General features: G+C 69.1%; 20 protein-coding genes and 7 pseudogenes. 12 read left to right on the forward strand and 15 right to left on the reverse strand.

The features are described from left to right. Nucleotides 1-479: 479 nt before the first annotated feature. Complete coding sequence (locus tag ACZ5C2_RS30455) at nt 480-1241, forward strand: ABC transporter substrate-binding protein (RefSeq protein ID WP_468798579.1); 762 nt, start codon at nt 480-482, stop codon at nt 1239-1241. A gap of 53 nt (nt 1242-1294) precedes the next feature. Here ACZ5C2_RS30455 and ACZ5C2_RS30460 read toward each other — a convergent pair whose 3' ends face one another. Then, complete coding sequence (locus ACZ5C2_RS30460; protein WP_468798582.1) at nt 1295-4075, reverse strand: SpoIIE family protein phosphatase; 2781 nt, start codon at nt 4073-4075, stop codon at nt 1295-1297. A gap of 533 nt (nt 4076-4608) precedes the next feature. Here ACZ5C2_RS30460 and ACZ5C2_RS30465 point away from each other — a divergent pair. Next, nucleotides 4609-5202: pseudogene (locus ACZ5C2_RS30465) on the forward strand (methyltransferase domain-containing protein); the annotation flags it as partial. 140 nt (nt 5203-5342) lie between these two features. Next, a pseudogene (locus ACZ5C2_RS30470) lies at nt 5343-5524 on the forward strand (telomere-protecting terminal protein Tpg); the annotation flags it as partial. A 131-nt stretch (nt 5525-5655) separates the two neighbouring features. On the opposite strand, the gene ACZ5C2_RS30475 reads toward ACZ5C2_RS30470, so the two are convergent. Beyond that, a complete protein-coding gene (locus ACZ5C2_RS30475) occupies nt 5656-6210 on the reverse strand; it encodes an AAA family ATPase (RefSeq protein ID WP_468798585.1) in 555 nt (184 codons plus the stop codon). A gap of 115 nt (nt 6211-6325) precedes the next feature. Then, nucleotides 6326-6808 (reverse strand): SRPBCC family protein, encoded by a 483-nt coding sequence (locus tag ACZ5C2_RS30480; protein ID WP_468798721.1) that lies wholly within the window; start codon nt 6806-6808, stop codon nt 6326-6328. Between the two features lie 64 nt (nt 6809-6872). Here ACZ5C2_RS30480 and ACZ5C2_RS30485 point away from each other — a divergent pair, with 64 nt between their 5' ends. Then, nucleotides 6873-7502: a TetR/AcrR family transcriptional regulator gene (locus ACZ5C2_RS30485; protein WP_468798588.1), complete on the forward strand. Its 630-nt coding sequence runs from the start codon at nt 6873-6875 to the stop codon at nt 7500-7502. A gap of 98 nt (nt 7503-7600) precedes the next feature. Here the strand turns inward: ACZ5C2_RS30485 and ACZ5C2_RS30490 are convergent. From ACZ5C2_RS30490 to ACZ5C2_RS30515, 6 genes and pseudogenes are all read right to left on the reverse strand, one after another. Then, a pseudogene (locus tag ACZ5C2_RS30490) lies at nt 7601-7827 on the reverse strand (IS1380 family transposase); the annotation flags it as partial. Nucleotides 7828-7969: 142 nt separating this feature from the next. Further along, nucleotides 7970-8644, reverse strand: a complete 675-nt coding sequence (locus ACZ5C2_RS30495) for a lytic polysaccharide monooxygenase auxiliary activity family 9 protein (RefSeq protein ID WP_468798591.1) — start codon at nt 8642-8644, stop codon at nt 7970-7972. 448 nt (nt 8645-9092) lie between these two features. Next, nucleotides 9093-9599, reverse strand: a pseudogene (locus ACZ5C2_RS30500) (response regulator); the annotation flags it as partial. A gap of 61 nt (nt 9600-9660) precedes the next feature. Next, the gene (locus ACZ5C2_RS30505; RefSeq protein ID WP_468798594.1) at nt 9661-9864 is read right to left on the reverse strand and encodes a hypothetical protein; all 204 of its coding nucleotides are present in this window, start codon (nt 9862-9864) and stop codon (nt 9661-9663) included. Continuing rightward, the gene (locus ACZ5C2_RS30510) at nt 9861-10673 is read right to left on the reverse strand and encodes a class I SAM-dependent methyltransferase (RefSeq protein WP_468798597.1); all 813 of its coding nucleotides are present in this window, start codon (nt 10671-10673) and stop codon (nt 9861-9863) included. The genes ACZ5C2_RS30505 and ACZ5C2_RS30510 overlap by 4 nt, the downstream gene beginning before the upstream one ends. Beyond that, complete coding sequence (locus ACZ5C2_RS30515) at nt 10670-11629, reverse strand: saccharopine dehydrogenase family protein (RefSeq protein ID WP_468798723.1); 960 nt, start codon at nt 11627-11629, stop codon at nt 10670-10672. The genes ACZ5C2_RS30510 and ACZ5C2_RS30515 overlap by 4 nt, the downstream gene beginning before the upstream one ends. Nucleotides 11630-11781: 152 nt before the next feature. Between ACZ5C2_RS30515 and ACZ5C2_RS30520 the strand changes: the two genes are divergently transcribed. Next, the gene (locus ACZ5C2_RS30520; protein ID WP_468798599.1) at nt 11782-12408 is read left to right on the forward strand and encodes a TetR/AcrR family transcriptional regulator; all 627 of its coding nucleotides are present in this window, start codon (nt 11782-11784) and stop codon (nt 12406-12408) included. A gap of 79 nt (nt 12409-12487) precedes the next feature. Here ACZ5C2_RS30520 and ACZ5C2_RS30525 read toward each other — a convergent pair. Then, nucleotides 12488-12710 (reverse strand): annotated as a pseudogene (locus tag ACZ5C2_RS30525) (IS6 family transposase); the annotation flags it as partial. A 34-nt stretch (nt 12711-12744) separates the two neighbouring features. Then, nucleotides 12745-13929, reverse strand: a complete 1185-nt coding sequence (locus ACZ5C2_RS30530) for a Cmx/CmrA family chloramphenicol efflux MFS transporter (RefSeq protein ID WP_468798602.1) — start codon at nt 13927-13929, stop codon at nt 12745-12747. Nucleotides 13930-14672: 743 nt separating this feature from the next. Between ACZ5C2_RS30530 and ACZ5C2_RS30535 the strand changes: the two genes are divergently transcribed. Continuing rightward, complete coding sequence (locus ACZ5C2_RS30535; RefSeq protein WP_468798605.1) at nt 14673-15956, forward strand: phosphatase PAP2 family protein; 1284 nt, start codon at nt 14673-14675, stop codon at nt 15954-15956. A gap of 42 nt (nt 15957-15998) precedes the next feature. Then, nucleotides 15999-16371: pseudogene (locus ACZ5C2_RS30540) on the forward strand (transposase); the annotation flags it as partial. A gap of 759 nt (nt 16372-17130) precedes the next feature. On the opposite strand, the gene ACZ5C2_RS30545 reads toward ACZ5C2_RS30540, so the two are convergent. Then, on the reverse strand, nt 17131-17355 hold the full coding sequence (locus ACZ5C2_RS30545) for a hypothetical protein (RefSeq protein WP_468798608.1): 225 nt from the start codon (nt 17353-17355) through the stop codon (nt 17131-17133). Then, nucleotides 17356-17484 (reverse strand): hypothetical protein, encoded by a 129-nt coding sequence (locus ACZ5C2_RS30550; protein WP_468798611.1) that lies wholly within the window; start codon nt 17482-17484, stop codon nt 17356-17358. It lies immediately after the preceding gene. Nucleotides 17485-17720: 236 nt separating this feature from the next. Here ACZ5C2_RS30550 and ACZ5C2_RS30555 point away from each other — a divergent pair, with 236 nt between their 5' ends. Both ACZ5C2_RS30555 and ACZ5C2_RS30560 read left to right on the forward strand, forming a co-directional pair. Beyond that, nucleotides 17721-17915, forward strand: coding sequence for a hypothetical protein (locus ACZ5C2_RS30555; protein WP_468798614.1), 195 nt, complete (start codon nt 17721-17723; stop codon nt 17913-17915). A gap of 99 nt (nt 17916-18014) precedes the next feature. Next, a complete protein-coding gene (locus ACZ5C2_RS30560) occupies nt 18015-18461 on the forward strand; it encodes an IS110 family transposase (RefSeq protein WP_468798617.1) in 447 nt (148 codons plus the stop codon). Nucleotides 18462-18597: 136 nt separating this feature from the next. Here ACZ5C2_RS30560 and ACZ5C2_RS30565 read toward each other — a convergent pair. Next, a pseudogene (locus ACZ5C2_RS30565) lies at nt 18598-18725 on the reverse strand (MBL fold metallo-hydrolase); the annotation flags it as partial. Nucleotides 18726-18780: 55 nt separating this feature from the next. On the opposite strand from ACZ5C2_RS30565, the gene ACZ5C2_RS30570 reads away from it, so the two are divergent. From ACZ5C2_RS30570 to ACZ5C2_RS30580, 3 genes are all read left to right on the forward strand, one after another. Continuing rightward, nucleotides 18781-19077, forward strand: a complete 297-nt coding sequence (locus tag ACZ5C2_RS30570; protein ID WP_468798620.1) for a hypothetical protein — start codon at nt 18781-18783, stop codon at nt 19075-19077. After that, nucleotides 19074-19433 (forward strand): hypothetical protein, encoded by a 360-nt coding sequence (locus tag ACZ5C2_RS30575; protein ID WP_468798623.1) that lies wholly within the window; start codon nt 19074-19076, stop codon nt 19431-19433. Before ACZ5C2_RS30570 ends, ACZ5C2_RS30575 begins: the two co-directional genes overlap by 4 nt. Nucleotides 19434-19499: 66 nt before the next feature. Continuing rightward, nucleotides 19500-19883, forward strand: coding sequence for a hypothetical protein (locus tag ACZ5C2_RS30580; protein ID WP_468798626.1), 384 nt, complete (start codon nt 19500-19502; stop codon nt 19881-19883). 646 nt (nt 19884-20529) lie between these two features. Here ACZ5C2_RS30580 and ACZ5C2_RS30585 read toward each other — a convergent pair. Next, entirely contained in the window at nt 20530-21273 is a 744-nt protein-coding gene (locus ACZ5C2_RS30585; protein ID WP_468798629.1) for an SDR family oxidoreductase, read from the reverse strand. Nucleotides 21274-21289: the final 16 nt, after the last annotated feature.

Below are 21289 nucleotides of genomic sequence, written 5' to 3' on the forward strand. Positions count from 1 at the left end.
CGCCGTCGGTGATGCGGTGGTGCGGTGGTGAGCGTGGCCATGCGAGTGCTTCTCCGGCACCCAGCGGAAGCCGGACTGTCACCCCTACGGCGAAGGGTGGCGGGAGCCGGGCCGGCGAGGACGCGGCGCCGAAGAGTGCTGTGCCGAGGAGGCTACGGCGCCTGCCGAGGACGTCGCCCAGCCGGCCGCCGAGCATCACCGGTCCGCCGCCGGTGATACGGGTCCGCTCCACCCCTGCGACGTCGCTGGGAGACGGGCGATGGACCCTGCGCAGTGGATCCCTCCCACCTGGTTCCGGCGGTCGTATGGTTCGGGTTGATTTATGGTGACGTAAGGAGGATGTCCCTACCGGAGGTGCAATGATGCGCGCCGCGGCAGCGATCGTCTCCAGGGCTGTCAGCGTGGTGCTCGTCGTCGCGGCTCCCGCTTGTGACCAGGGTGGGTCGGAACCGTCCGACGTCCGGTACGGTGACTGCCCGGTGTCAGGTCATTACGGGGAGTTCGACCTGTCGCCCGAGACGGTGGGCGCCCTCACCGTCAGGACGACCCTGCCCGCACCCGGCTGGTGGAACGGTGACACGCCGGACTCCATTACGAGCGGCTACGAATACTGTATGGCGGCCAATATCGCCTACCGGTCCGGACTGGACCGGGTGACGGTGGAGAACGCCCCCTTCCCGGAGATCGTCTCCGGCCGGACCGAGGACTTCGACCTGGCCCTGGCGCAGATCACGATCACCCCGGAACGGACCAAGGTCGCCGACTTCTCCCCGCCCTACCTCTCCTCGACCCTGGGCCTGCTGATCAGGGACGGTGAGGAGATCAACGAGGACAACATCCGCGACGTCCGCGTAGGAGTGGCCGAGGGCACCACGGGCGAGGATTTCGTCGAAGACCGCCTCAGGCCGACCAAGCCCGTGACCGCGTTCGCCAACGACCCGGAGATGGTCACGGCGCTGGAGGAGGGGCGGATCGACGCCGTCATCCACGACACGACCATCCTGCTGGCATATTCCCAACCGAGGGAGGACGGGGTTCGCCTCGTGGGCCAGTACAGGACCGGTCAGAGTTACGGCGCCCTGTACCCGAAGGGGTCATCCGACAAAGGCGAACTGGACCGGATCATCAAGCAGCTGATCGACGACGGGACGCTCGCCAAACTGTCGGCCGTCTACCTCGGGGCCGCCTTCGGCCAGGACCCGGTCAAGATCCCGTACCTCACAGTCGACGACGGCTCCTGAACGCGCCGGGTGTGGACACCGCGAGGTGAGCGACGGCCGGCGTCCGTCCCGCCTCACAAATCCGTCATCAGGAGACCGCTCAGGTCCCCGGCGGCTCCGGCGGACAGTGCCTGCTCAGCCCAGATGATCTTGCCTCTGTCGGTGTACCGGGTGCCCCAGCGGCGCGACAGTTGCGCCACGAGAAACAGACCACGGCCCCCTTCGTCGGTGATAGCCGCGCGGCGCAGGTGCGGGGAGGTGCTGCTGCCGTCGCTGACCTCGCAGATCAGGCTGTCGCCGTCGCGCAGCAGCCGCAGGCTGACGGGGCTCGCCCCGTAACGGATGGCGTTCGTGACCAGTTCGCTCAGGATCAGCTCGGTTGTGAAAGCGGTCTCTCCGAGCCCCCAGGACTCCAGCCTGCCGGCGGCCTCGGCGCGGATCCGGGACACGGCGGCGGGGTCGTCCGGCACCTCCCACTCTCCGACCTGTGCCGGGTCGAGCAGCCGGGTGCGCGCGACGAGCAAGGCGATATCGTCACTCGCCCTGGTGTGCAGCATCGCGCTGAGCACCGCCCGGCAGGTGTCGTCCGGAGTAGCGCCGTCGCTATGAGCCAGGGCCTCCCTCAGCATGCCGAGCCCGACGTCGATGTCACGGCCTCGGGCCTCGACCAGCCCGTCGGTGTAGAGGACCAGTCGGCTGTCGGCTGCCAGCCGGAGTTCGGCCGTCTCGAGCGGCAGGCCTCCTCCCACGCCAAGCGGCGGGGCAACGGGGATGTCGGGGAAGGTCACGAAGCCGTCGGGCGAAACCAGTGCCGGACCGGGATGACCGGCCCGGGCGACAACACACCGTCCGGACACCGGATCATAGACGGCATAAAGGCAGGTGGCGCCGGTGACGGCCTCGGTCTTCCCCTCGGCTGCCGCGTCCTGGTCGATCCGGGTGACCAGGTCGTCCAGGTGCGCGAGAAGCTCGTCCGGAGGCAGGTCCAGGGAAGCGAAGTTGTGCACCGCGGTTCTCAGGCGACCCATCGTCGCGGCGGCGTGCAGCCCGTGTCCCACCACGTCGCCGACCACCAGGGCCACCCGGGCCCCCGGCAGCGGGATGACGTCGTACCAGTCGCCGCCTACGCCCGCCTGGGCGGGAAGGTACCGGTGCCCGACCTCCAAGGCGGACAGCTCGGGGAGTGTGCCGGGCAGCAGGCTGCGCTGGAGGGCGACGGCCGTGGTGTGCTCGCGGGTATAGCGGCGTGCGTTGTCGATGCACACGGCCGCCCGGGCGGCGAGTTCCTCGGCGGGGGACAGGTCGTCCGACTCGAAGGGGTCCTGCTCCGAACGCCAGAACTCCACGACGCCCAGCAATTGGCCTCGAGCCTGGAGCGGCACTGAGATCATGGAATGGATACCGTATTCGATGACCTTCCGGGTCTGCTCCGGATCCTGGGCGCGCCATCCGTCGGCCATGGCGAGGTGCGACACCAGGATTGGCCGACCGGAGGTCATACCGACGGACACGGGGGTGTCGGGCACATAGCGCAAAGGCGTTCCGACGGGGTCGAGGGGCGCCTCCTCCCGGATGCCCGCGGCTGCGATGCGGCGCATCTCCATGCGCGCTCCCGTTGGTTCACCACCAAGCAGCACGGGCTCGACCAACTCGACGGTGGCGAAGTCGGCGAAGCGCGGGACCGCCACCTCGGTAAGCTCCTCGGCGGTGCGCTTGATGTCCAGGGTGGTACCGATCCGCGTGCTGGCCTCATAGAGCAGTTGCAGGCGTCCGCCCGCAACCTCCGCCCGGCCCGCGAGGACGCGCAGCTCCGTGGTGTCCCGCAGGGTGGCGACGATACCCCCCTTGGGGCCCACCGGCCGCAGGTTGACCGCGAGCAGGAGGTCCCCGGCGAGGAAGACCTTGTCCGTGACCGCACGGCCCGATTTCAGCAGCCCGGCCAGGGCCGGGCTCAGGCCGAGCGCGGTGACCTGCCTGCCCTCGGCCCCCGGTGGCAGCTCAAGCAGTCGGCGCGCCTCGTCGTTGACCAGCAGCAGCCTTCCGTCACCGTCCAGAATGATCACGCCTTCACGGACCGCGTGCAGCACCGCGTCGTGATGCTCGTACATGCGGGTCATCTCCACCGGCAACAGACCTCGGGTCTGACGCCGCAAGCGCCCGCTGACCAGTGCCGACCCGCCCGCGGCCAGCAGGAGCGCGACACCGCCGGAGGCGAAGATCACCGGCAGTTGGTGCTGCACTGTACTGGTCACCTTGTCCACCGTGACTCCCACGGTGACGAGGCCGACCGCGGTCCCCTTTTCGTCGAAGACGGCCACCGTCGAGTCGACCGCTTTTCCCAGACTGCTGTCGAACGTGGTCTGCTGGGGTTCCCCTTCGAGCGCCTCGCCATAGGAGGCGGAGACATGCTCCCCGATCTGGTCCGGGTCCGGGTGGGTCCAACGGAAGCCGTAAGGACTCAGCGCCACGACGTAGTCGACGCCGGTCTCCTTGCGCACTGCCTCGGCATGGGGCTGGAGTGCCGCGGTCGGGTCGTCGCTCTGCATCGCCTCCGCGATGCCCGGTGCTTTCGCGAACGCCTCAGCCGCCACCAGTGACCGATCGCCGGCCTCTTGGATTGTGCTGTTGCGGTCCTGGATCACGAGCGCCACCACGGCCGTGGCGATGAGTAGCAGGACGACCACTAGTTGCAGCAGGAAAACCTGACCGGCGACGCTGCGCGGCTTCAGCAAGGACAGGACGCGCGTCCCGGCCGGACGGTGATGTGCCTCCTGGCCGGCCTCCGGCGGCCCGGCCTTCGGCGGCACTCGGCCGTCCCGTCGGCCCGCAGGGGCGTATCGCCGGATCTTACCCATTTTTCCAGTATTGGTGACCGGCTCGGTGGGCGCGGCTCAGGACGGGCCCGCCGGGCGGTACCGCAGTGAGCAGGGAGTGGTCCGTCAGGACCCGTCGACGGATAGGGCATGGCAGTCCGGCCTCGTCTCCGATGGCCCGCCCTCGGGCAGACCCGGCCCGAAGCGAACCGAAACGGGATCCGCGGAAACCGGACGGTCGCGAGGTCGCCGACGGCATCGGAGTCGTGCCTGGGCACCTCAACGTCCAGGGGGACAGGCATCGTGAATGCTGCGACCGGCCACTGCCCGCCGTATCCGGTGAGCGACCTCCCCCTGGTAGGGGAACTGAACCACGACAGGCAACCGGACCGCTGCCCACTGGCAGCCCTGATCGGGTGCGTGCTGACAAGGCGTACGCCTCCCGCGAGAACTGCGCCTACCTGCGCCACCGAGGGATCCGATGCACTGTGCCCGACAAGGCCGACCAGGCGCGCAACCGCCAGAAGCTCGGCTCCCGCGGCGGTCGGCCGCCGCGCTTCGCCGCCGGACGAGCTGTGGCAGAACTGGCCGAACGGGACGTGAAGGCCGTCGGCGTGGACCCGAGCGAGGGCATGATCGCCATAGCCCGAGGTCGGTGGCCCAAAGCGGACTTCCGGATCGCAGGAGCGTACGACCTGCCGCTGCCAGACTCCTCGGTGGATGGCTACCGGGCCGACAAGGTGTTCCATGAACTGGCCGAACGGAGCGGGCGCTGGCCGAGGCCCGCAGGGTTCTTACGCCCCGAGGAAGGATCGTGCTGCTCGGCCAGGACTGGGACACTTTCATCATCGACTCCGACGATCCGGCCCTCACCCGCATCAACGTGCACGCCCGCGCCGACATGACCACCAGCCCGCGCGCTGCTCGCCGCTACCGCAGCTTGCTGCTGGACGCCTCCTTCGGCAACGTGACGGTCGAGGTGCACACGGGGCGTGTTCACCGGCCCGGCCATGTTGCCCTTGCTCACCGGACTGGCCGAGGGAGTCTGCTCCACCGGCGTCGTCACGCGCGAGCAGACGGATAGCTGGATCGCTGAGCAGCGTGCGCGGGCCGGGGCCGACCGTCTTTTCCTGGCAATGCCGATGTTCATGGCAACCGCAACCGCACCACGGGGAGGTGGTGGCCACCTGGTCGGCGCGAGCCGGACCCGGTGTCCAGGACCTGCCACCCTGCGGATTGCCCGTTACTCAGACGGCGCCGGCCTGACCATCGACGAACCGGCCCCACCCTGACAAGCCGAAGTCAGTACTCCACCGCGCAGGCGCTCGGGATCTCCCAGCGCACGGTGGAGAGCGGGACGTCCAGGGCAAGCTCAAGCGGCCCCGCCAGGGCCTGCGCGGCCGCATAGAGCGTGAGGTCAAGAAGTGGTGGCAGCCACAGGTGCGGGCGAATGCGAGGAAGAAGGCGGCCTCCACCAGCGGCCTGGTTGTCAGCCTCGATCTTTCGCGCGCCCAGCAGACTGGAGGTCGTGAACTGTGACCTGCGGCCACCGACTGATCTTCCGTCTTCACCCACTGATGATCACCAGTGGCCGTGCCGTTCCCGGACCAGCCCATCAACGATCATGCTCTGCGAGCAAAGTGAGGCCCGGCCCAACCGGTGGCGGCGACTACCTCCCGCGCGATGTCCACGACGAGTCGTCCGTCCGTCGCCACTCGCACGGTCTCCGCAGGGGCCCGCTGGTCCAGGAGCCGTGCCTTGCGGACACTTCCTTCCAGCTCCTGCTCCAGCTCTGAGCCAAGTTCTCGTCCCACCAGCCGCTCGCGGGCGGTTTCATCGGAGGCGGTGAGCAGGACTCGTATGATCCCCACTCCGGCCCCCGTGGCACGCTCAAACATGCCCGTCGCCTCCGGCAGCACACTCACGGTGTTCGTATAGATCAGGCGTCGGTAGCCGCGCTGGGCGAAGTTCGCCCACACGGCAGTCAGATTTTTCTCGGTGATCTCCGCGCGGTGAGGGTCTCCCTCTGGAGCCGGATGCACCTGCCCCATGAAGTCACCATCGATGATCGCGTGAGCGACCGCCTCGGAGCGCAGTAGCGCCGAAACCTCCCACCCCACCGTCGTCTTGCCGACACCAGCTCGTCCTCCGATGAGCAGTACTTCTGTGTGTTCCATGGGGGCAGCGTGCCAGCGGGCGACCACCTCACGCGATCCGATATCGATCCGGTCACCTGGTCCCAGCCCCGCCCCTCTGCTGTGTGGTCTGGACATGAGCGCGCCTGCCCGGTGGTCAGCGCATGAGGCCGCGCAGGAGCTGTACGTAGCGGCTCCAATGAGCCGGGCGGGTCACCGCGCCCGAACAGGCCAGTTCGGCGCGGTCCAGACTGTCCTCCAGGCAGGCGTCATGGAGGGGGCGGAAGATGAGCGGCCAGGTGAGACGCGCCGGGCCGCGGGCGGCCATGGCAAGAGTGTGGCGCAGCAGGGTGTGCTCCCTGTCGACTGCCAGGGCGGCGTATTCGTGGAATCCGTGGAAGCCGCGCGGTCCGCTGAAGGTGAAGCGCACCCATTGTGAGGGGACATGTGCGGCGACGGTGTAGCGGACCGGGCCGTGCCCGCCGACCGCCCCGGCCGCCAGGGGACGGTCGAACGCCATCGACGGCCAGCTGCCCTGCGGCCATAGCTTGTCGTCACTGCTTGCCAGCGTGTCTATCAGCGCTCCCACCTCGCTTCGCTTGGCAGCCAGCAGGCGCTCGTGCACGTTGTAGACGCCGATACGGTCCTCCTCGGGTTCCTTTTAGAGATGCCTCTCTAATATTGTGGAGAGTACTCTCTAGTTCATGGCGAGACCACCCCGCTTCGAGACGAAGCAGCTCCTCGACGCAGCCGTACGACTGGCCGCCACAGGGGGCCCGGCTGCGGTGACGATGTCCGCGGTCGCCATGGAGGTGGGCGCTCCGAGCGGTTCGGTGTACCACCGGTTGGCCGGACGGGCCGCGCTGCTCGCCGAGGTGTGGCTGCGGACGGTAGAGCGCTTCCAGGAGGGCTACTTCGCGGCACTCGAAGCAGGCGTCGACGCGCGGCAGGCGGGGTGTGCAGCGGCACGCCATGTCGTCGCCTGGAGCCGCGCCCACCCGGAGGAGGCCGCTCTCCTCCTCTACGGCGCCGAAGACTTCGGGCGCGCCGACTGGCCAGAGGAACACCTCCAACGGGCGGACCGCGGCAACCAGCGCGTGCGCGCCTCCCTCGCCGCCCTCGCCACTGCCCTGGGCGCCGAAGGCCAGCAGGCCACCGAGCGAGTCGCGCTCGCCGTGGTCGACCTGCCCCTCTCACTGGTCCGCCGCCACCTCCGGGGCGGCGACCCCCTCCCGGCCCATGCCGAAGACCTCGCCGAGGAGTGCACCGCCGCACTGCTCGGCTCGCTCCCTGAGGCGTCGGCGTCTGCGCAAACGGCTCCAGCCACAGGCTGAAGAACTGCTCCCATGGCCATCGAGCGGGACAGCAGAGTCGCCTGACGACTCAGCACATCTATCCGTACGCACCTGAGCACCCCACCGAGTACATCGACAAGCCAGGACACGAAGTCATGGGTGCCGCCGGCGGAGTTCGTGCGGGTCAGCGTCTGCCGTCCTCGCCGACAGTGCTTGGGCAGTTGGGTCAGGCCGAGTGGGCCAGGGCGAGTTGGGCGGTGGTGATGTGGTCGGCTGCCGTGTTGGATCCCGCGTCTCCCGGTCGCAGGAGGGCGGCGACGGGATCGCCGGTTCCGCCCGGCCCGTGGTCGACGAAGGCCGTCAGCCGTGTGTTCACACCAGGAGCGCAGGGAGCCCCGTCGGGGCAGGGCGACCACATGGTCCCCTGCCCCGACGGAGCTCGGTCGGCCGGGCGGCGGGTTACCGGCGCCCGGCAGAGGCCGGTGCCGTGTGCGGCGCTCTCCGACTCAGCCGAAGTTCACGTCGCTGCACCACATGTAGGCCTGGTCGAGGTGCGAGGCCTGCCAGATCACGAACAGGACGTGGTGTCCGGTGTAGCCGGAGGTGTCGACGTTGAACCTGATGTCCTGCGCCGGGGCGAAGCGGCCGGTCTGCGTGATGAAGTCGAGGTTGCCCCAGCCCAGGGTCTGGGTCTTGGGGTCGAAGCCCTGCTTGCTCACATAGACCCTGAAGTAGTCGGCACCGTGGGACGCCTGGTCGTGCAGCTGGACCGTGAAGTTGTTGCTGACGTTGGTCGTCTTCCACTGCCCGGGCTTGTTCAGGCTGGCGTTCCTCGAGAGGTTGTTGCTGCAGAGCGTCCCGTCGGGGGTCCGCGCCTGGAACTGGCCACCGAGGCCGTCGCGCAGCGCGCTCATCCAGTTCCACATGGTGTCGGGGTTGGCCTGGAATGCCTGATAACACATGGGATCTTCGGTCTGCATGGCCGGGTTCGTGTGGTTGCTGCCCCACGTCTTCCAGCACTGGTACGCGCGGGAGGCGGGGTCGACGATGGTGCCGTGAGCCTGGGCGGGGGTCGACCAGGCCAGTGCGCCGACAACCACGGCGAACACCATGACGAGCGTCTGGAGAGGGCGGCGGAGGGACGGTCGCGAACGCCCGGTTAATGGACTCTGTTTGCGCATGTGGGGGGAACTCCTTCCAGTTGCAAGACTGTAGTGGGAGCGCTCCCAACGGTACGTCTCCTGAGTGAAATGTCAATAAAGCCAACGGAGTTGATCACAGGGATGGGCGGCGAGCAGGGAATCTGCCGTGAGCCGGGAGGCAGAACCCTCCCGGGACCGGAAAGCGAGGATGCGGCCAGGACTGGTGTGCGGGGCGATGCCAGGGAGGGCGTTCGCAGCACGGCAACGGGACCTGGTTCTGGCGCGAGGGCTGTCCAGTTTCACAACACGCGAGATTCCAGGTCCCGATGGTGCGCTCCGTACACCCGAGTCGGCCTCGCCGGGCAAGTTGCCTGGGAGGAGCATCCACACCGGGTTCACTCCCTGCCAGACCCGCGACGCCCTCCAGGGCATCCTGGGGTGCTGGACCGGCGTGCGCCACCTGCCAACAGCCCCTGCCCAGCAGGCCACGACCCCTCGCTGCTTTGACCGCGGTCGGGCTCAGGAACAGCCGAGAGGCGAGTTCGGCATTACCGAGGCGCGTCGCGAGTAGGCGGAGCACCTCGAGCTCGCGCGGGGTCAAGCCGGACAAATCGCGGTGCGGGGCGATGGTCCGCGGTTCGTCGGGCATGGCGAAGCGTTCGATCAGCCGACGGGTGATCGTGGGCGCGAGGAGGGCGTCGCCGGTCTGCGCCAGGCGTAAGGCGGAGACCAGATGTTCGGGGGTGACCTCCTTGAGCAGGAAGCCGCTGGCGCCGGCCGTGAGCGCGGCGTAGACGTAGTGGTCCGGCATCCGGATGTCCATGAGGACGACGCCGGGCCGCGTACGGCGAACCGCTGCGAAAGCCTCCGCCCCGTCGGCGGCTTCGGCCGTCACTTCGATGCCGTCCGCCGCCAAAATCATCTTGAGACCGGTGCGTACGAGCGCTTGATCATCGGTGATGACGGCGCGCAGAGGCGGCCGGTCCGCAGTCATACCGCGCTCCGTGGGATGCGGGCCGTCACCCGGTAGCAGCCGGTCGGCATCGGTCCGGCCGTCAGTGGTAGCGAGCGCGGCCGCTAGCGCCCGCCGCGTACCGAACACCGCGACACGGTGTAGGGGCCGGCAGGTGTCCGTTCCGGCCCGGCCGCCGGAACACCGGCCGGGAGAGCTCCTTGTCCAGGACGTCCGCGGTCAGCAGCGCCACGTCGGGTGTGCCCGCCGCCGCACCGCCGTGCAACAGAGCCTTCGTGGCGCTCACGTCTCCCTTACGTGTCCGATGAGGAGCAGGTAGGGAATCCGCAGCAGCAAGCTGCCGTCATCGGCTTCGTTGCCGTCCTCGAACAACCTGCTCAAAGCGGCACGGGCCTGCTTCCAACGGCCCGCTGCCCGAAGCGCCGCACGGTGGGCTCGCAGCGGACCGGGCTTGTTCTCGAAAGCGCGCACGGCATGCTCCACCGAGTCGTACCTCACCAGGACTTGCCGTACCGACAGATGAAGGTCCGCCGGCAGCGGCGCGAACCAGGTGCACACCCACCCGGCATCACCCCAGCGCATCGGAGACGGTTTGCTGCCCGGCCGGTCCAGGTGCGCCAGAACTGTCGGAGCGATTTGCCCCATCGTCCCTTCCGGGGTCCACGAGGCGACGGCGATCACTCCTCCCGGGCGGCAGACCCGTACCAGTTCTGTCGCAGCCCGGGCGGGATCGGGCGCGAACATCACCCCGAACGTGGAAACCACCAACTCGAAGGCGTTCGCCCTGAAGGGCAGTGCCACGGCATCACCTGCCACGCAGTACGCCGTACCGCATCCGGCGCTCGTGTGGATCCGACGGGAGGCGACCCGCAGCAACGACGGCTCCCGGTCCAGTGCAGCAACTCGCAGACCGGCCCGGGCCAGGGCAAGGGCAGCGGGACCGGACCCCGCGCCCACATCCAGTGCGCGCGACGGGGCAGGACCGTCTGCGGCAAGTCCGAGCTCTCCCAGAGCCAGGGCGACGACCTCGTCGGCTGCATGCGCCCAGGCATCGCCGGCCGCTGTGTAATGGCCACCCCGCCAGCTCTCGCTCATCGCCGGGCCCCACTGGCGATGCCGTACACCGTGACGCCGTGGACGGCCAGTTGCTCGGGCAGGTCCGCCAGCACGGGTACCTGCTCGATGTGCCGCACCCCGGCGGGCACGCTGCCTGCCAGCACCGCGCGGGTGACGTAGGCGGCCACGAGGCCCGACACCCGGCTCTGCCCGCGCCCGGTCAGGGCACAGACCGCGTGCCGGTCGCCGCGACGGGCATCCGCCCGCACCACAAACCCCTCACCTCCCAGGTGCACCCGGCTGAAGGCCTGCGTGAGCAGCCGCTGCCGCCCTGGCCAACGTGTGCCGCGCAAAAGCCCCAGCCGACGCACGGCGAACAGCGCGGCCGTCAGCAGCCGGGAGTCCAGGCACAACCGCGTCGTCGCCTCCGGCACACCGAGCGTGCGCCGCACCGTGTGCTGATCGGAGAAGGGAAACGGATGAGCCCTGCGCACACCGTACCCGGGCAGGACCACCCGCTGAGGCCGGGCCAGGACGGGGTGACCGAGACCGGCGACCGTCCAGCGCACCGCGTCGGCTCCGTGCCGCTCTCCCGCGCCCAGCAGCAACGTGAGATCCAGGCGCTGCGCCCCGCCGACTTCCTCATGCACACGACGGGCGAGCAGATTGGTCAGCCCGGGCGCCACTCCGACACTCAGCACAGCCGCCGTCCCCGACCCGGCAGCCAGATCATCGAGCTGTGCGACCTGGGCCAGGAGCCCGTGGGTCGCACCGACATCGACGAGATGGATGCCCCGCTCCAGGCAGATCCGGGCGAGTGCAGCGTCCTCGGGCTCGACACACAGGACCACAGCGCCCACGTCACCGAGGTCGTCAAGCACCCGCCCGAAGCCGGCAAGATCGCCCGTATCGACGCGTACCCCGCCGAGCCGGCGAGCCCGGTCCCCATCGCGACCACCCGGGAGTACGCGTCCCGGGAACCACTGCTCCAGCATGGTCGTCACCGTCGTTCCGACGGCCCCGTACCCGCCCACGACAAGGATCCGTCCAGCACCGCTCGGTTTCACTGTAGTCATACTCCAGTGAGATACACTGTAGTCTCACTACAGTCAAAGATTCCTTGAGAAAGATGAAGGAAGGGTCTCTGGTGGCTGCGCCCATCACCCGGGCCGAGAAAGCCCGCCGCACCCGGCAGCGCATGACCGACGCCGCCGCCCGTCTCTTCACCGAACGCGGCTGGACGGGCACCACCATCGAAGGCATCGCCCGCACCGCCGAGGTCGGCACCCAGACCGTGTACTTCACCTTCGGCAGCAAACGCGCCCTGCTCAAAGAGGTGGTGGACGCCGCTGTCGCAGGCGACGCAGATCCCATCGCCACCCTCGACCGCCCCTGGGCCCGCACAGTCATCAAGGAACCCGACCCCGCGATCCAGCTCCGCCTCCAGGCCGCCGGCGCCCGCCGCATTCTCGAACGGGCCACACCCCTGCTGGAGGTCGTACGCAGCGCCGCGGCAGCCGAACCCGAGCTCGCCCAGCTGTGGCAGACCAACTTGAAGCAGCGGCACACCGTCCAGCACCGCTTCGCCCAAGCCCTCATCGCCAAAACCCAGACAGGGCTGCGCGACAGTCAGACCGCCGAATCAGCCGCCGACATCGCCATGACCGTCCTCGGTCCCGAGACCTACACCCTGCTTGTCACCGGTCGGGGCTGGTCACCAGCGCGCTGGGAGCAATGGGCCGCTGATTCCCTCGTGCGCCAACTGCTCCCCTGACGGCGCTGTCACATTGTTGGGCACCTGGGTCTGTGACGGTGTGTCGGGACGTGGCGTGGGTCCGGTGTCGGGCCGGTGCTCAGGCCTCGGCAGTCAGGTCAGCGGCGTTGGTGATCTGGTTCCAGACGCCGAAGCGGACGGTCATCTCGGCGCGGTAGTCGGTGTCGGTCATCAGGTGGCGGCGGGGCGGAAGTTCGCCGGCGGGTGGGCTGGTGGTTGTTCTCCGTCCGGTTGTTGAGGTATTTCGACTGCCGGTGCTCGACGGAGGGCATGATCTCGCGGTGGGCGGCGCCGAGCCTTCGGCGTCCCTCGATGTTCAGGGGGCGTTCGCAGGTGTCACTGGAGCACCTCGGCGCTTCGGCCTGCCGCGACCACAGTGCGGAAGGGGAACGCGACAAGCAGTGTGATCGCAATCAGGAGCCCGCTTGCCCACAGCGGCCCGAGGTTCCCGACCGCGGTACTGAGGGTGGTTGCGGTGATGAGGGGGCCGATGGCGGCGCCGACGTTGAGTGCCGCGGTCGCATACGACCCGGCCATGGTGGGGGCCTCCGCGGCCTCATAGAGGACCCGTGTGATCAGGGTGCTGCCCAGCGCGAACGACAGGGCGCCCTGCACGAACACCAGGGCGAACAGGGCGACCGGCTCGTTGGCCAGCACCGCCAGTGCCGGCCAGCCGATGAGCAGCAGCGGGCCGCCGACTGCGATGACCAGACTGGGACGCTGGTCGGACAGCCGGCCGGCGACGGTGACCCCGGCGAAGGAACCGGCGCCGAAGAGCACCAGAACGACAGAGATCCACAACTCGCCCAGCCCGGCGGTGTCGGTCACGATGGGGGCGAGGAAGGTGAAGCTGCCGAACGTGGCTGCGTTCACCAGCGCGCCGAGCAGCATCACCAGAATCAATGGCGGCCTTGTGAGCTGGGCGAGCTCCGCTTGCAATGCTGGCCCGCCAGTCGCCTCTTCCTTCACACGTCCCGCCGGGATTGCCTTCAATAGGCCGAGGGCGGCAGGCATGCAGAGAACGGCGACGGCCCAGAATGTGGCCCGCCAGCCGAGCATCGTGCCGAGCACCGAGCCGCCAGGTACACCAGCGACCGTGGCCATCGTCGTGCCTGACAGCAGCACGGCTAGCGCACGTCCCTTCTTGTCGGGTGAGACCAGCGTGGCGGCAGCGGTGAGAGCGACGGCGAGGAACCCTGCGTTTGCGAGCGCGGCGACGACCCGGGTGGCGAACAGGACCGGGAAGCCGGTGGTGATGGCGCCCACGGCGTGAGCTGCCGCGAAAGTGAGGATGAACCCGAGAAGGCTGGAGCGCCTGGGCCAGTTGCGTGCAAGCGCGGCTACAAGGGGAGCGCCGACGATCATGCCGACGGCGAAGGCCGAGGTGAGCGTGCCTGCTGTCCCGACGGTGACGTCGAGGTCTGAGGCGATGTCCGGCAGGAGGCCGGCGAGCATGAACTCCGAGGTGCCCATGGCGAAAACCGCCATGGCAAGCAGATACAGCGGGAGAGGGAGAGGCATCGAGTGGCTCCGAGGTGAGGAGAAGCACGAGAAGGTCATCTCGTCACCGCGGCCAGCCCCAAAGGCATACTCGCCCCCGGCCGCAGAATGCGGCGCGACGACAGGGCTACGAGCTCAGTGGTTCAGGGGGCTGACGGCGTGACCGAAAGCCCCCACCTCGTCTGACTCAGGACTCGACATGGCCCGCACGGTACCCGACTGATGCCCGTCAGGGCACCTTGGGTTTACCGGCATTGGCTTGTGTCACCAACGTCATGTCCCGCAACAGCCAGTGACAGGCCCAACGGGGATGCGTCACCGCGCGAAGTGCAGCCGGCCGCCCGCACTGGCCGGCCGCGGCCGTGTCGCACGGCTGGCTCCTTCCACCAGCCCACAGCTGCGTGGAAGGCGAAGAGCGCGACGATCGCCACTGCGGCGCAGAGGAGGGGCAAGAGGTCCGCGCGGTATGGGCGGCGTCCGCCAAGCCGAGCCGGGCACCGGTCACGGCCAAGGCCAACGCCCGCCGCGTCCGTGGGAGCGGCGCGGCGTTCCATGTTCGCCGCAACCGTGGGCGGATGGCGCCGATCGCTGTATTCGACGTACCGGGGATCAGTGAAGCCACCCGCCCCGCTAGCATGTTCGAGCTCGCGACAATCATGTTGGACAATGACACATCGGCTGAAAAATTGGCATCTGGGGTAACGCGAGGGTCCTCGCGAATATGCGGCAGCCTTCGGGCGGTTCCATGGCGTCAACCACGCAGCATGGTATGGGTCGTGGTGACCGTGGTGGGCCTCGGATTCCTCATCGCACTGGAGATCGCCGCGCGTCGATACGGCGAGCGGGGGCCGATCACAGACCAGGCGCGAGAGGTGATCTTCGCCCCCAGGTCGGGGACCGTGCTGTACGTCAGCATGGCGTTGATGATGGTGGTACTCACCTGGCGCCAGCGGTTCATCGCGCTCGGCACGGCAGCCGGCATCGACATCGTCTTCTGGCTCGTGCGGTGGGCTGTCGGCGCCGAGATGATGTTCGGCAACGGCGCGTTGTGGGTGACAGTGGCCTGTGGTGTCATCGCCGTCACGCGCCGAACCGGCCGGGACCGTGTCCTGCTGCTGCAGGGCGTGGGACTGGCCCTGCTACTGGTGGCCGGCCGCAAGACCGGCTACACCTGGCTGCTGATCACGTCGAAGACCCGCCCGACGGTGCTGGACCAGTACGTGGCCACCGCCGATCAGGCCTTGGGCAACCCGTCGTGGCTGGCGGGCCGGATCGTCGAGGCCACCGGCACGGTCGGCGCCCACGTTCTCGAATGGGTCTACATCCAGCTCCCGGTGGCGGCGGTCGCGGTCGCGCTGTACCAACTGCGCCATGTGGTGGTCGAGCGCCGCTTCCCGGGCCATCATCTGGTGCGCACCTTCCTGGTCATCGGCCTGCTGGGGCCCGGCATCTACATGATCTTCCCGGTGGTCGGACCGGTCTTCGCCTACGGTGCCGACGGGGGGCCCTGGGCCGTGGCCAACCTGTGGCCGGACACGCCGCCGCCGGTCGGCAATCCGCAGCCGATGCCTTTCGACGACATCACTCCGCGGAACTGCATGCCCAGTCTGCACACGGCATGGGCCACCGCGATCTTCATCCATGCCCTCAGGGGCCCGTGGGTGCTGCGGTTCGCAGGCGCGTCCTGGCTGATCGCCACGCTGGGCGCAACGCTGGGCTTCGGCTACCACTACGGCGCGGACATCATCGCCGGTGTGGTGTTCACCCTCACGATCGATATGGCGCTGCGCTCACTCGACCGCGGCTGGGACCGGTCGGCGAAGCGGTTCGTCGTCTACGGCGCGGTGGTCTTCACCGCGTTCTTGGCGGCGTACCGCTATCTGCCGACGGAGATGGCTGCTCATCCGTGGGTGTTCGGCCCGCTGCTCATGCTGGCAACGGCCTCAGTGGTCTACGGCTATGCACGGATCACCAGGCTGTCGGAACGGACGGCCGTGCCGGCCCACCTGCCGGAACCGCGACGCGAACCGCAGCCCGAACCGGTCTGATCCGAGGGTTCGGTGTAGCTCCCGATCATGGAGGATGCATCGATGACCAGTGAGAACGTGACCGGGGCCGAGACCGTCGAGCTGTTGGAGCCGCAGCCGGCGAAGGTGGTGGATGACCGGCTGATCGACGAGTTGGTGTCCCGGGCCCAGGCCGAAGGCCTGCAGCTGACCGGCGAGGGCGGACTGATCCAACAGCTGACGAAGCGGCCGCGAGTCCACCCTGGAGGGCGAGATCACCGACCACCTCGGCTATGACAAGCACGACAGGGAGAGCGGCAACTCCCGCGACGGCAACCGCGCGAAGACCCTGCTGACCGACGTCGGTCCGGTGGAGATGACCGTTCCCCGCGACCGCGACGGCACGTTTGACCCGAAGATCGTCAAGAAGCCGCAGTTTCGCCTGATCGCGGTGGACGGGCGCCACGCCAGGGCCGACCGACAGGCAGCACCACCGCCCGGCGGAGCAAGAAGGGCCCGTGCCGGTTGGCGGGCGGCGGGTCCACCCGTCGGGTGTCTGAAGTGCGCCCAGTCGCCTGGGGCTTGGACGGGCATGTGCTCCGCCCAGGAGGCGAGCATCCCCGCCGGGCACTGACCAGGTATTCGTGGCGGCGTGGGCGTTGAAGGTCCAACCCTGGCTCTCCCCGGCCCCATTGCGGTCGAGCTGCCAGGTGCAGGGCAGGCGGCCGGAGTCGAACGCGGAGTATTCGTCCTGGACGAACGCCTGCGCAGGGTGCGCGGACAGCGTCGCCTGCCGCGTGGTCGCCGGAGAGCAGCAGTATCGGCTCGCGGGTGCTCCACCGCGTGCACGGCCCCTCCGTGGTGCCTGCCAGGAGGTGGGGAAGGCCGATGTGCTCCATGATGGCCTGGCAAGGGGCCGCTGGGCCTTGCGGTGTTCGATCGGGCTGTTTGTCTGCCAGTGGGTCAGGATCGTGTATGGGTGCCGCAACTCGGTGTCTTCGTGGGTGAGCAGGTTTTCCGCGAGTTGTGCTGTGCACCGGACATCCGGTCGCCTCCGGCGAGACTGTCCCCGGGCGCACCGCCCTTGCGCCGGAAGATCCCGGACTGTTCCGGACGAGAGGTTCCGCCCGCCGCCGGGTGGCGAGTACCCCTCATCACCGTGTGCGTCGCGAACGGCCGGCCGGCCCGGACGGACCGGCCGGGCCGCCGTCAGCGGTTACCTGACGTGGAAACCGTAGACGTGGTAGGTGTCGGCGCCGGTGAAGGGGGCCAGCGTGTGGGGCGGGAGCACTTCGACGTCCCATCCCAGGTTCGTCCTCCAGAAGACGACCACGTTGTGGGCGCCCGAGGAGAAGGAAGTGACACCGCCCTGTTCGAGCGGGACGTCGCCGGGGCCGGTCCAGCACCGGGTGTGCTCCGTGCCGTTCTCCAGGTACGTCACCTACACGGAATCCGTGCCGGCGCCGCAGTCGATCTCCTCGGTGGCTAACGCGGGGGCTGCCGGGAGCGCGATGCTCATCGCGACGGCCACCATGGCACCCAGCGCCAGTTTCTTGGGTCGGCTCTGCATAGTGTCGTGGTTCCTTCCGGTCGGAGCTCCGGGGGGACGGAGCTTTAGATGAACCATCAATCATCAACCAGCTTTGTTTCAACGTTTCAGTGAGAATCTCCTCGCGAGCCGACTGACGGCGGTGCGGTGGGTGCCCCGGCCCACCGGGCATCCTGGAGGAACGGGACGCTCGGGACGGGCCGGGGGAGGAGCGCACAGGCTCCGTAGGAAAGGTGTGCGCGGGGTGAGGAACGCCCTTGGTTCCGGGGCGGATCACCGCCGCCGGGACCTCGTCCCGGACGAGGGTGTTCCTGGGGCACTGGTCGAAGTCGCTGTTCGGCCCGTTCGGTGACGTGATGCTGGAGGGAGCCGACGGGCAGCGGGAGTTGCTGGCCCCGGACGAGCGGATCGCGGACTTCGTCGGGTCCACCCCTTTGGCCGGCGCGGTGTGACGAGGACGGCCGAGGCAGGCCCCGGCCGTCGCAGGCGAGGGCGGCCGCTTCCGTGTCTCGGGCCTTCGCCGCGCACACGGGGACGTGCATGTCGCCGCTGTGATCAGCGCGCTCGGAGCGTTCGTGGCCCACCAGGAGTTCCAGGCCACCGGCGCCGGATACCGCCGGCTGGAGAGCGTCCAGTTCGTCGAGGTCAACCAGCCCGACCGCGCCATCCGCCGCAAGCGCGGCAAGACCGACGCCGTCGATGCAGAGGCTGCTGCCCGTGCCGTGCTGTCCGGACGCGCTGACCTCACGCCCAGGACCGGTGAAGGCCCGGCGGCCGACATACGCGTGCTGCGGCTGGCGGAGGAGTCTGCCATCAAGGCCCGCACACAGGCGAAAAACCAGCTCGAGGCCCGGTTCCTCGGAGTCGATCCCCTGCTGCGCGAGGCGCTTTCCACGCTCACCAACACGTCACTGACCGACGGGTACGCCAACCATGCCTGTGCCGGCGGCGCGGCCGTCTTCACGCTCCGGCTTCTGGCCAGCGCATTCAGCAGCTGACAGTCGAGGTGAAGGAGCTCGCACGCCGGATCACCAGTCGTCCGTCGCTGCCATCCGCAGCTCACATCCAGCCGACCCCGGCCCTTGCCGCCTCGTCTTCTGCCGCTTGACGCAACGATTGTTTCGGCACGGGGGGCACGTGGACGGTGGGCAGGCCCTCGCCGGTCAGGACGAACCCGACGACCTGGCCGGTGGATCGGTTCGACTTCCTCGCGCGGGTCCGGGGCCGTGGGTGGTGGGCACGCCGGTCACAGTGACCGTGCCGGGCGACTACCCATGCTGGCAGACAGGTCTACACCTGCGGGTAGGGTCCTTCGGCATGAGCACAACACCCCCTGCCCTACGCCGGGTCAGCCTCCGCGCCGCCCTCGGAACTGGGGCGACCTGCACCGCCGCCGCGTTCGACGCCGGGCTCACTCGCGCCGCCGACCCGAGCGGCGGTGTGGACCCGGACCACATCGTCGTCGAGCACTCGGTCGGGCCCCGCCACGGCACCGGGGATGAGGCGCTCTCGACCGTCCGCCGGTTCCTCCGGGACAGCCGGGCCACGGACGCCGAAGCCGCTGCCTGGGCGCTGCGGAACGCCGCCCGTGTACTGGAACGGGGCCGCCGGTGAATACCCCCCGCCGGGTCACCCCGCGCCGCCTTGGCGCCGCCGCCGCGCTCTACGCCGTGTTCGTTGCGGGTTGGTACCTGGGTCAGCCCGTCACCCCCGCATGCCACCTCGACCAGGCGGCTCTCGACCAGATCGCTGACAAGTACGAAACCGAACCACCCCCCACCCCCACGCCGACGGCGTACCCGCCACAGCACGGCTCGAAGTCTCCCCTCCCGATCGACCCGACACCGGCCCCGGCCTCCAACCCGCGTGGGAGCGCCGACACCACGTTCATCTCCTATGCCGTCGCCTGCACCAACGACACGAGCGAACGCCCTCGCATGCGAGCGTGGTTCCAGGGCCACTTGCGGTAGAGAGGCGGTGTGGCTCGGGGTGTCCGCCGACACGGGCGCCGGCCCATATCGTGCGACACTCCCCGGGTGCCTGCCTGGATAACCCCGCGCCGCCTCGGCGCCGTCACCACTGTGTACGCCGTGTTCCTGGCCGGGTGGTGGCTGGGCCAGCCCGTGCGCTCCGATGGCTGCCTCGAAGACCGGCCCACCGCCGGGGCGAACGGTCATCCCGCACCGGTAGAACCGGCCGACCCCGGCCGGTACCTTGAGAACCTCGACCTCGACTTCGGTCTCGCCGACTGGGCCGACGACTTGGACGGCCGCCGCGACGGCGAGTACGGCCCCAGTGACTATGGGCACGAGCTGCGGGTCGGGTCCGAGACGTATGTCACGTCCGGCACTGTCCACGCTCCCTGCTCCTACAAGAAGCGCGCCCGCTTGCTCGCGTGGATCAACGGCGACTGGGGCTGACTTCACCTGTGCCTGCCTCAGAGGCACGGCCGGACCGCGGGGATGGAAAGGCGAAAGCTTCTCGTAGCGCCGGTTCTTGGAGGTGACGACGCTGCGGCAGAGACGGGGCGGACATCCTGGAAACGGCCAACCGGCATGCAATGGATGCGACTTCTGCGCGGGCCGCCGTCCGCTGTGGACTCTGGATAAGCTCCCCATCTTCGGAGCCCTGTTATTCCGCCAGGCCGTCCCCGGTTCGGTTGGCGAGAGTGCGGCCGATAGCGTCCAAGCGCATGAGCAGCTTCGAAATGACAGGCCCGATCGAGGACTTCGGGCATATGGTCGCCCTGGTGGAGGAGGCCGGCGAGCGCGTGACCATCACCGCGGAGGGCCAGCGGGTGAGCGTGCTTCTTCCAGCAGCCGAGCTGGCCGAGCTGGAGCACTTCGCGCAGCGCGCGGACGGAGCGCCGATACCGGCTCCGGACGCGGCCGCGGAACGCCCGCCGGGCCCGGAGCAGCACGGCTCGTACACCCGGTACGTGCACGCGGACGGCGAGCGTATGACCTTCACCCGGGGCCGGGTTGTCGTGGCCGTCGGCACGCCCGGCCGGGCAGTGGCGTTGTGCAAGCGGTTGGCGGACGCCCCACTGACCGGTGACGGCAAGGGTCATGCCTGGACGGTGGGGCGAACGTTGATCTCGCCGATCTCGACGTCGCTGGGCTGCTCGATGGCGAAGGCCACCGCGCGGGCGACCGCCGCCGGAGGGATGCCCACCGCGTCCATGTTCTTGCGCGTCTGCTCGCGGATGTTGGGGTCTGTCATGGAGTCGGCGAGATCGGTGCGGATGTATCCCGGCGAGATGGCTGTCGTGCGCACCACCCCGTCGGTGGACTCCGTGCGCAGCCCTTCGTGGACGGCGCGCACCGCGTTCTTGGTCGCGGCGTAGACAGCCATCGAGGGGGACACGCCGGACAGGCCGGCCACGGAGACGATGCTCACCAGGTGGCCCGAGCCTTGCTCGCGGAAGGCCGGCAGCGCGGCGGCGACGCCGTTGAGCATGCCGCGGAGGTTGACATCGATCATGGCCGACCAACTCTCGGTGTCGAGGTCGGCCAGCGGGCTGATCGGGGCGACGCCGGCGTTGTTCACCAGTACGTCGATACGGCCGTACTGGTCGATGGTGGTGGCGACCAGGCGCTGCAGGTCCTCGGCCCTGGTGACGTCGACGACGCGCGTGGCAGCACGGCCTCCCTCCTCCCGGATGTCCTGCGCTATGGCGTCGATGCGCTCGCTGCGGCGCGCTGCGAGGACCACCGCAGCGCCGCGGCCGGCGAGCAGGCGGGCCGTGGCTTCGCCGATGCCGCCGCTCGCTCCGGTGATAGCGACGATCTTGCCGTGAAGAGAGGGCACTACTGCCTCCAAGTAA

It is taken from the genome of Streptomyces sp. NPDC031365 (genome assembly GCF_055569765.1).